This window comes from Candidatus Villigracilis saccharophilus, from assembly GCF_016711665.1.
On the sequence record NZ_JADJSO010000077.1, the window covers coordinates 1 to 9,460 of the forward strand.

General features: G+C 49.5%; 10 protein-coding genes. 1 reads left to right on the forward strand and 9 read right to left on the reverse strand.

Annotated elements, in window-relative coordinates:
- Positions 1–190 precede the first annotated feature (190 nt).
- Both IPL17_RS23820 and IPL17_RS23825 read right to left on the reverse strand, forming a co-directional pair.
- Positions 191–448 carry a hypothetical protein gene (locus IPL17_RS23820; RefSeq protein WP_345309582.1) on the reverse strand — a complete coding sequence of 86 codons (258 nt, stop codon included), beginning with the start codon at positions 446–448 and terminating at the stop codon, positions 191–193.
- A complete protein-coding gene (locus IPL17_RS23825) occupies positions 430–798 on the reverse strand; it encodes a hypothetical protein (RefSeq protein WP_345309583.1) in 369 nt (122 codons plus the stop codon). Before IPL17_RS23825 ends, IPL17_RS23820 begins: the two co-directional genes overlap by 19 nt.
- Here IPL17_RS23825 and IPL17_RS23830 point away from each other — a divergent pair.
- Positions 782–1,666: an alpha/beta fold hydrolase gene (locus IPL17_RS23830; protein ID WP_345309584.1), complete on the forward strand. Its 885-nt coding sequence runs from the start codon at positions 782–784 to the stop codon at positions 1,664–1,666. The two genes, IPL17_RS23825 and IPL17_RS23830, sit on opposite strands and share 17 nt — an antisense overlap.
- A gap of 79 nt (positions 1,667–1,745) precedes the next feature.
- Here the strand turns inward: IPL17_RS23830 and IPL17_RS23835 are convergent, their stop codons facing one another.
- The 7 genes from IPL17_RS23835 to IPL17_RS23865 are packed head-to-tail and all read right to left on the reverse strand — an operon-like array spanning position 1,746 to position 9,147.
- Positions 1,746–3,713 (reverse strand): cation:proton antiporter, encoded by a 1,968-nt coding sequence (locus IPL17_RS23835; RefSeq protein WP_345309585.1) that lies wholly within the window; start codon positions 3,711–3,713, stop codon positions 1,746–1,748.
- A 21-nt stretch (positions 3,714–3,734) separates the two neighbouring features.
- Positions 3,735–3,911 carry a hypothetical protein gene (locus IPL17_RS23840; protein WP_345309586.1) on the reverse strand — a complete coding sequence of 59 codons (177 nt, stop codon included), beginning with the start codon at positions 3,909–3,911 and terminating at the stop codon, positions 3,735–3,737.
- On the reverse strand, positions 3,869–5,002 hold the full coding sequence (gene glp / locus IPL17_RS23845; RefSeq protein WP_345309587.1) for a gephyrin-like molybdotransferase Glp: 1,134 nt from the start codon (positions 5,000–5,002) through the stop codon (positions 3,869–3,871). The genes IPL17_RS23840 and glp overlap by 43 nt, the downstream gene beginning before the upstream one ends.
- Positions 5,003–5,008: 6 nt before the next feature.
- A complete protein-coding gene (locus IPL17_RS23850) occupies positions 5,009–5,869 on the reverse strand; it encodes a hypothetical protein (RefSeq protein ID WP_345309588.1) in 861 nt (286 codons plus the stop codon).
- Between the two features lie 54 nt (positions 5,870–5,923).
- The gene (locus tag IPL17_RS23855; RefSeq protein WP_345309589.1) at positions 5,924–7,033 is read right to left on the reverse strand and encodes an aminotransferase class I/II-fold pyridoxal phosphate-dependent enzyme; all 1,110 of its coding nucleotides are present in this window, start codon (positions 7,031–7,033) and stop codon (positions 5,924–5,926) included.
- Positions 6,975–7,511 (reverse strand): DinB family protein, encoded by a 537-nt coding sequence (locus IPL17_RS23860; protein ID WP_345309590.1) that lies wholly within the window; start codon positions 7,509–7,511, stop codon positions 6,975–6,977. Before IPL17_RS23860 ends, IPL17_RS23855 begins: the two co-directional genes overlap by 59 nt.
- Before the next feature lie 52 nt (positions 7,512–7,563).
- Positions 7,564–9,147 (reverse strand): hypothetical protein, encoded by a 1,584-nt coding sequence (locus IPL17_RS23865; RefSeq protein ID WP_345309591.1) that lies wholly within the window; start codon positions 9,145–9,147, stop codon positions 7,564–7,566.
- Positions 9,148–9,460: the final 313 nt, after the last annotated feature.

Sequence of the window (9,460 nt, forward strand, 5' to 3'; positions counted from 1 at the left end):
CAACACCGCGTCCTCAGAAACCGTTCTCATGTGAGCGTCCCAGATGAAGGTATTTGGGACGCTTTCATTTTGGGAACGATACGAATCTTCAACTTTTACATGGGGAAATGCAGGAAATTTGAAGGACGATTAAACGCAAAACGGATGTCTGCCATGCAGACACCGGTTCAAGTGTGAGCTGTTCCGGTCTTTAGGTTGGAATCAATTGATAGCCGAACCTGGCTGCCCGCTTCTTCATATACTTGATCTGCTGCTCTTCATACTTCGCCTGATATTCGTTCACACTCAGGGGGTCAAACTCCACCTTGTTTTTCAGCATCTTGTAGACCACCCGCGCGATCGCGTGTGCTGTCGCCACGGTTGCCTGGGAAGGTCCCAATCTGGTCCGCAGCCGCCGATAGAGCATGCCAAAGGGATTATCTGCCTGCTTCACCGATTGCGCCGCCATACGAAATGCCTGCCCTCCTCCGTGATCTCAGGGGCAGGAGCCTTTCGGAAAAGACCTAATACATAAAAAATAAAAACGGAAGGAGGCCGTAATAAAACGCCTCCTTCTGTTTTCTTAAAGGTATGGAGTTCCGCGATGAAAAAAACTTTATTGGTTTTGATAACTATCTCCCTTTTCGCCAACGCCTGCAGCTCCCAAGCTGCAGCGCCTGCAAATATCCCCATTCTGCCGACCATAATCCCAAGTTCAACAAATACATTTATCCCTGAGGCAACGCAGACCCTCACGCCTTTGCCAACAGCAACAGCAACGGCAACGCCAATCCCCCACCCGATGAGCATTATTGGCATGCGGGCGGGCGATTATCCAGGCAGTGAAATTACCATCGTCAAAGAATTGGACAGAGGATTAAATTATCGCCGCTATTACGCCTACTATCTTTCAGAGGGATTGAAAATATACGCGCTATTGACCATTCCCAATGGAGAAATGCCCGAAGGCGGATTCCCTGCCATTGTTTTCAATCACGGCTATATTCCGCCCGATGTTTATAAAACAACCGAACGCTACATTGCATATGTGGATGAAATCGCAAAGGCTGGATATGTTGTCTTCCGCATTGATTATCGCGGACACGATGCATCCGAAGGCGAAGCGTCAGGCGCGTATGGCAGCCCAGGTTATCAGATCGATGTTCTGAACGCGGTCGCGTCCATCAAGCAGCTGCCCGAAGTGAACCCCGAAAAGATCGGCATGTGGGGTCACTCCATGGGCGGCTATCTCACACTGCGCACGATGGTCATTTCTGATGATGTAAAAGTCGGCGTGATCTGGGCGGGCGTGGTCGCTTCCTACACTGACCTGCTTTATAACTGGCGGCGCACTGGCTCGTTCACACCGTCACCAAGCTCAAGCGGGCGCGGCTGGCGCACAGGATGGATCGAAACATATGGAGCACCCGCGGATAATCCTGCTTTTTGGGATTCGGTCTCGGCCAATTCTTATCTCGCCGATCTTTCTGGACCGTTGGAACTGCACCACGGAACTTTGGATGAAGATGTCCCCTTGGATTTTTCCATCCGTCTCGCCGAGCAGGCCCGCAGCGTTGGCAAGACCGCCGACCTGTACACTTACGAAGGCGACAATCATAATATTTCAAAATATTTCTCAACCGCCATGCAGAGAACGATCGCCTTCTTTGATCTAACTTTGAAATAATCCCCTAACAGAGTAAGGGCGACCCTTCATGGTCAAGCGGGTATCTTTTCTTGCTGGGCGGGTCAAAGACATTAACCATCTATCTGTCAAAATGCAGAACCGCCAAATTTCCGTCGAAGGTCTTTGCGAGTTGTTCAGGGATATGGCCTAATGTATCGGCAACCCGTTTGCGGGAGCCAAAGCCTGGAAGAATGATAAAACTGCTCGTGGATTCGTTAACCAGATTTTCTGGCTTAAGCTGATCAGTCAACGCCTCGATCTTAACGGGATGGTCTGATTCTGTCGCGAGGAGCAATGTCTCAGCGATCTGCAGATACGCTTTATCTGCAACAATTTCCAGCGGCACATTGAGGGCTTTTGCAAGAGTCAAATTTGTTTCGAGCATACGGCGCAGGATGATAGGCGGAACAGTTTTGGGCGGAATGATAAAAACAATGCGCTTCATTCCATTCAACGGGAGCGAAAGTTTTCCGATCATTACGGGTGTATCTGACCCCCAGATCACTTCATCCAGAACACTGCCAAGCACAGACTCTCGCAGTGTCCGCTTGCCGCGCCAACCCATAAGGATAAGTGACGCGTTCTGTTCGTGCGCGGTTTGTAAAATTCCCTGGGCATGAGAAGAGGCAAGACGCGGAATAAGTTCAATTTCAGTCCCGGGATCATTCAACAATTCAGGGACTCGGCCAAGCAATTCCTTATGAAGCGAAAAATTACTGTCCCTGTCCAACCCTGTATCGTTCGCCACGCTGACAGCCAGCACCCTGCCTTTGGACGAGTGCGCAAGCAAACTCGCAAGGGAAACGAGTCCCGCAGATTGTTTCAGGTCAGCAACGGGGACGAGAATCCGCCCGAAGAGAGGTAAAACTTCATCGTCTGCTTCAGCAGTTTTCAGGTCAGGGGCGAAGCGCTGGACGAGCAGCGGAGAGGAGATCGAAGTGAGCAGAATCATCAAGATGGCGGCATTGAAAAGGGTGGAGTCAAAAAGTCCAGTTTCCAAACCAATCACCAATGTGGGGATGGTGACTGCGGCTTGCGCATGTGAGAGACCGTAAACCGTCCAGAATTCGGACTTGGTGTATTTATAAATGCGTGCGGTGATCCAGGCGGCGATAAATTTGGAAACATAGGCAACAATGGTGACACCGATCGCGACGATGATCGTCTGCGGACTCTTGAGAAATGTAAGCGGGTCTGTAATGAGGCCGCTATAAAGAATAAATACCGGGATGAAAAATGATTCACCCATGAACAGCACATGCCCCGTGACCGGGCTGTGGCGCGGAAGTGTGGCGTTGATGGCCAGCCCCGCGAGAAATGCGCCGACGACTTCATGCACGCCGATCAACTCCGCGACAAAGGCGGAAATAAAAAGTGTGACGATCACAAATTGAAATTCAACGGCGCGGCCGGAGATGCGTTTAAAGACAAATTTGCCGAGACGGGGCAGGCCGAAGACAACCACAAGCGCGAAGATCGTCAGCAAAATAATCAGCTGTAAAAAATAGCCCGCAGAAATACCGCCTGTTCTTGCGCCAAGCACAACCGCAAGAACAACGAAAGCACCGATATCAGTCAGAACGGTTGCGCCTGTCGTGACCGCAATGGCTTCGTTGCGGGTTACACCAAGTTTGGTAAGGATGGGAAATGCAATGAGTGTATGAGATGCGAACGCGGAGCCAAGCAGGATCATGCCTAAAAAGTCGAGCCCGAGAATATAACCAAGCCCCATACCCATCAACTGCGGGAAGATAAAGGTGATCACGCCAAAAACCAGAGCACGTCCGCGCACACGCAGGAATTGATTGATGTCCACTTCGAGGCCTGCGCTGAACATGAGATACACAAGGCCGATGGTGGAAAGGAACTCAATACGGTCGCCCGCCTCCATGAGTCCAAATCCGTGCGGACCGATCAATATGCCGCCAATGATGATGCCGATAATGCCAGGCAGTTTTACACGCTCAGACAAGAGCGGCGTGACGAGAATAATGGTCATGACCAGCAGGAAGAATCCGACAGGCTTATTAAATAATTCGATCAACATCGATATTCCCTTGGGAGAAAATTAAATAAGAACTACTTCAACCATTTCGCCAGCGCTTAATCCTGTTGCGTCTGGGTGAATTCGCAAGAGTCCATCGGCGGAAGCAAGGGTGAAGATGAGGTTTGATTTGCCAAAGATGGGTTCGGCTTCGTAATTTACGCTTGGTGCTTTCCGAGGAGGATTAATTTCACAGGCCACCAATCTTCTCTGCCTGCTTGAGAGGGTAAATTCACTGTGAGTTTTGCTTGAACGGTTGCTTTTGGTTTTGGCAGCGCGCCCAATAATTTTTCGATGACTGGCACAACGAATAAATATCCATTGACCAAGGCGCTGACTGGGTTGCCGGGCAGGCCAATTACTGCTTTGCCGTTGCACACGCCCAAGATCGTCGGCTTGCCGGGACGCGTGTTGATGCCGTGCACCAATACGCCAGGCTCACCCAATGTGCGGATGACTTCGGCGGTCATATCTCTTGTGGATGCGGATGAGCCTGCGGTGATGATGATCACATCACACTCGGAAAGCGCCTTCGCCGCCGCTTCCTGCAAGACCTGAAAGCTGTCGCTAAAAATCCCATAGCGGATCGCTTCACCGCCAGTTTTTTCAACGAGCGCCCCAAGTGTGTACGAGTTGATATCACGCACCTGCCCGTAACGCGGAGTTTGACTTGGGTCAATTACTTCATCGCCAGTGGAGAGCAGCCCCACGCGCGGTTTCTTCGCCGCTTGAATGGATGTAATTCCCAATGCCATTAATCCGCCAATTTCTGCAGGGCGGATCAGAGTCCCTTTTGGAATGACCAATTGTCCCTGAGCGACATCTTCGCCAATGCGGATCAAGTTCTCGCCATCCGCAACAGATTTGAAGATCTCGATTTCCTCTGCTGGGGTAGATCGCGATCCGCCCAGACCGGTTGTTTGTGTATATTCCAACATCACAACAGCGTCTGCGCCCTTGGGCAGCATGCCGCCCGTGTGGATCAATGCACATTGGCCTGCGCCAATTTCAAAGGCTGGCGCGTCGCCCATTGGAACTTCACCGACCAATGTCAGATACGCAGGAAGCGAGTCGCTTGCGCCAAAAGTATCTCTCGCGCGGACGGCGTATCCGTCCACTGTGGTGCGGGGGAAATCAGGCAATGGGTGCGGCGCAATTATGTCAGATGCGGTGAAGCGGCCCAAAGATGAGGACACTGCGATTGATTCGGAATCAATTTTCGGCAGGGATAGATGCGAGAGCAATAGAGTCCGCGCGTCATCTGGGGGAAGAAGAGTCAAAAATTCAGGCATGGTTATCTAAGCCAAAAAGTCAAAGTGATGAAATAAGTTGTGAGTCCAAAAACCGCAAGCGCGGTCGTGGTGAGAAAAATCCAATTTGGTTTGCCGCCGATTGAGATATGACGGAGATGAATGATCTGCAGGATGGCAAACGGCAGGGTGAGAAATGCGGGCCAGATCAGCGAAAAGGGAATACCCAAGCAAAGGCACGGCAGCGAATATACCATAAGCAAAGATGATCAGGCTGTGATGGAAAGGTACGGCGCGCTCCCACGTCAGGCTTCGCAGCAGCGTGGCGCGTTGATATTTTTGGTCAGTCGTAAATGAGGTGAAATTTAGAATTAAAAAATATGCCAGCGCAAGCGCGGTGAGCGGGATAACTAGGATGATAAGCAAGCGATGATTTTCCTTCGCCTGCAAAAGAAAACCAATCGACGGAATAATGTAGGCGATGTGCGCTGCGAGAGCTAATTCTCCAAATCCGCGATCGATGAGGCGAAATGGATGAACTGCGTAGAGGATGACTGTCACTAGAGACGAAAGAAGAAAGAGTGAGGATTCAAGCACGAGGCTATTATTGATGTAAAGCAGAAAAGCCAATACCGCGTTGACTGTCAGCAATCCGTAGGAAACATAAAGCAGGTTGTTTCTGAGAGTCTCTTTTTGTTTGGGCGTTTCGTTCTCAACCAGCGGTTCATTATGCGGACGAAACACATCGGCCAGCAGGAACATGCTCAATTGCGCGAAGAGAATCCCAGCCAGCCCGAGCCAGAACGCCAGAGCGGAAAATGATTTCCCAAGGTAGGCAGGAATGCTTGAGCCGAGAAGATAAGTCAGTGCGGCGAGGAGGAGATGGAGGGGGCGGGAGAGTTTTAACAATTTATATGATTTTGATTTATGAAGGAGAATTGTGAAGGATGAAAAATCATTCAATTATTTTTTCGATAGGTATTCTTCCAATCGTTTCCACGCCTGTGGGAGATTCTTCCTGCCCAGCCCCAATCGAAAGTGATTATTGGATTGATCATACATCGTGCCAGGGAGAAGTAAAACGCCTGCTTTTCGGACGAGGTCATCACAAAAATCTTCAACGTCACCTTTGAGTAGTTTTGGGAATCCCATTGAGCCTGCCTTTGGTCGATTCCAGTTGAAAAGTGAGGAGTAACGAGTCAAAAGGTCATCAACAATGGTGAGATTGTGTCTGATAATGCCAAGATTCCGCTCGGCTAGTTTTACGCGGTGACGCATGGCAACTTCCGCGAGAAATTCACTGGGCGCGGAGTTACAAATAGTTGTGTAATCTTTAAGTGAAGCCATATTTTGATAGATCGTTTTATTTTTCGTCGCGATCCAACCAATTCGCAGCCCAGCGAGTCCGTAAGTTTTAGATGTGACTCCAAGAGACACGGCATGTTCGCCATAGTCACATGCGGCGGGCAGACGATCAGCCAAATCATATTCAGATTCTCGGTAGACCTCATCGGAGAAAAGAAGCAAATTCTTTTCCTGTGCAAATTTATTCAGCGCATCATAATCCGCACGGGACATTAAATAACCTGTCGGGTTGTGCGGCGTATTGATGACAATCCCTTTGGTGTTGGGACGCATGAGTTTCCTTAATTCATCCAAGTCCAGCGCCCATCCATTTTCTTCACGAGCCATCCACGGACTAATGTCACAGCCGACAGCGCGAGCCACTTCGGCAAGAGATTGGTAGCCAGGAGAATGAACTATGACATGGTCACCTTTTTTAAAGGCGGCATACATGAATAAGTAGATCGCCTCCCCCGCGCCAGTATGGACGAGAATATCCTCGGGCCGAATCGTTGTGTAGAGATTACAAACCTCTTTTCGGAGGGAAAGACTGCCCTGTGATTCGGTGTATCCCAACCATACATTTTGGAGTTTTTCTGCCGCGCCATCTTCGAAGGCAAGCAAATCCGCAATGGACATGGCTTCACAATCGGAGGAACACAGCAGGAATTCAGTGTTGAATTCGTATTTGGCAAAATAACGTTCGAGTTTGAAGGGAGGAAGATGCATAGGAGAAGGATAAATTCACTTTTTTTAAATCGCGGTAATGGATCTGATTATGAAGATACAACATTTTCACCATCTCGCGAATGGTGGTCATTTCGAGAAATGGATGACGGCCTGTGATCTCAAGTTCTTCATCCTTCAAGCCAGATACCCATGCAACTGAGTTTGCACGCACATCCCTATATTGTTCAAGCAGTTCAGCGGACGTGAACTCTTTTGTCTTTTGTTGCTGCGCCTCGTTATAGCGGTCAATGGAAAAATCATCAGCCGCGCCTGCACCGCCCTGACGGATCAACTCGAACATCTTGACCAATCCGCGCTCCGAAGTGACAAAGTGCGCCAGCACATTACGGATTGTCCAGGTTGTGCCTTCAGTATAGACTTCGACAATCCATTGATCATCTGTTAACCCAGAAAAAATACCAATAAATTTTTCGCCTTCAGACTTTAGTTTTTCAGCAAAAGCACGCGAAGTGCGCAAAGAAAACCTTTTAAAATTCTTAGTGGCCTTGGCGACCTTCTCGGTTTAAAAATCACGGTTCGGGGAAACCTGCGTAATTAATGGATTTCTTCCCTGTTGTTGGATAAAAATATCTTTTCATCGAAGATATCTGCTCGATCAAACGCTCGCTGTCTTCAAAATCTGCGCGCACATAATAATAATGGGTGTCATACGGGCTGTCACCAAAGATCGCGGCCAGCACATATCCATTCGCTTCGGCATAATCTTTCAGCAGGATCGTCATGCCAAACCATCGCTGCGCCAGATTCGCTTCGGTCAATTTTGGCGGGACCAATGGCGAGTAATAATCATGGAACATAATAATATGCGGTTTGTATTTATCAAGATATTCGACAGTGATAGCGCCATTATGCGCGATGAATTGGTCATTCAGTCCCCAGGTATCGATCGCTGTCCAGCCTGAATAATATGGCAGCAAACCCGCTTCGGTGGTCGCGATCACATAGCCTTTGCCGCGATATTCCGCCAGCAATTTTCCCATATCATAACGGCCATCCTCTTCATACGGGCGGTCGCAGCTTCGTTGATAGGATGTTAGAGAACAATTCTGTGCCCACGAATAATAAACCAGACTTCCACACAAGCCAATCAATGCAATGAAGTACACGCTTCTTTCTCTCGCTGATAATTGATTCAGCCACAAGAAGTTTAATCCACGCACAAGCGGAGTCCACGACATGAGCGCGATCGGCACAAGAGCGTATTGAAAGCGCGCGCCGTAATTCATTTCATCTGAGATCAAAATAAAGGCCGAAGCGAACCCGAGAATGGGGATTAGATACGCAAGAGTTTGCTTTGTCGTTTCGCGCGAACGAAAACCGAGCAAGGCAATGATCGCAAACGGCAGGCATAAACGCAAAGTATTCAACAGGGAATTGTCAAACGAGTCCCAATGCAAACCGCTGTCCCCTTTCTTATAAAACGGATTCGGCAACGGATAACCGAAATAATCCCATCTCCACAGGAAATACGCGCCGCCAAGCACAAGAAACACTGCGCCAAAAATAGCGATAATAGGGAAAACTCCCCTCACCCTAGCCCTCTCCCAAAAGGAGAGGGAACTGTCAGTCATACGCATAACGATAACGGACAATAACATCAGCGATGCAAGGATGACTCCCTCAGGGCGAATGAGTCCAGTGACGAGTCCGCTCAGGGCGAAGGCGAGGGACAGCCAAAAGGGCTGATCCTCTCTTTGAATCAGAAGCAGGCCCAAAGCCCAGGTGGAAGCGGCGGCGAGGGCAAAGAAAGGCGTCCCGAAGTAGGCAGAGACATAGGAGAGTCCCGTCCCAACGGCGAGATAAAGTCCGCTTAAAAAAGAAAACGGAATATTTGAGTGATTGATGCGGCGGTTTGTCCAGTAGACAATGAGAACGGTGAGCAAATGTGAAGCGAATCCAATACCGCGCACAGATTGACCAACGGTTAAGCCAAGTTTGATACATGCCGCAGAGACAGCCATGAAAAGAAAATCGGTCGCGCCATCTACGGGATGTTCGCCAATATTCCAAACAATGCCGTGGCCGCCCGCAAGGTTTTGAGCGTAACGCATGAGCATCGCGGCGTCTTCAAAAGGCGGGATGGAAAAATCCACATAGCGCGACGCATAGTACAGCGTGGACGCAACGAGCAGGATGGAGATGAGGAGGTCGGGGAGGATTTTTTGCTGGGCATTGGGATTTGGTTAATACTGTCAGTGATTCTAATTAAAGAGAATCCACCATCAACAACAGCAATATGATCTGTTTTGTAATATACTCGTTTTGATGAGAAATTCAGGAGAGCGGATGCAATTTTCTTCGGGCCGCGCGGCGTCGCCCGAGCGGCAGGCGATTGTGCGGTTTATCCCATTCTTCCTCCGTGACCACATCCGATGGCAAGATCAAGCCAGGCGCAATGGCGTTGAC

Coding starts and splice junctions, on each gene's coding strand:
- IPL17_RS23820 (WP_345309582.1), bottom strand. CDS start 448: ATGGCGGCGCAATCGGTGAAGCAGGCAGATAATCCCTTTGGCATGCTC.
- IPL17_RS23830 (WP_345309584.1), top strand. CDS start 782: ATGAGCATTATTGGCATGCGGGCGGGCGATTATCCAGGCAGTGAAATT.
- IPL17_RS23825 (WP_345309583.1), bottom strand. CDS start 798: ATGCCAATAATGCTCATCGGGTGGGGGATTGGCGTTGCCGTTGCTGTT.
- IPL17_RS23835 (WP_345309585.1), bottom strand. CDS start 3,713: ATGTTGATCGAATTATTTAATAAGCCTGTCGGATTCTTCCTGCTGGTC.
- glp (WP_345309587.1), bottom strand. CDS start 5,002: ATGCCTGAATTTTTGACTCTTCTTCCCCCAGATGACGCGCGGACTCTA.
- IPL17_RS23855 (WP_345309589.1), bottom strand. CDS start 7,033: ATGCATCTTCCTCCCTTCAAACTCGAACGTTATTTTGCCAAATACGAA.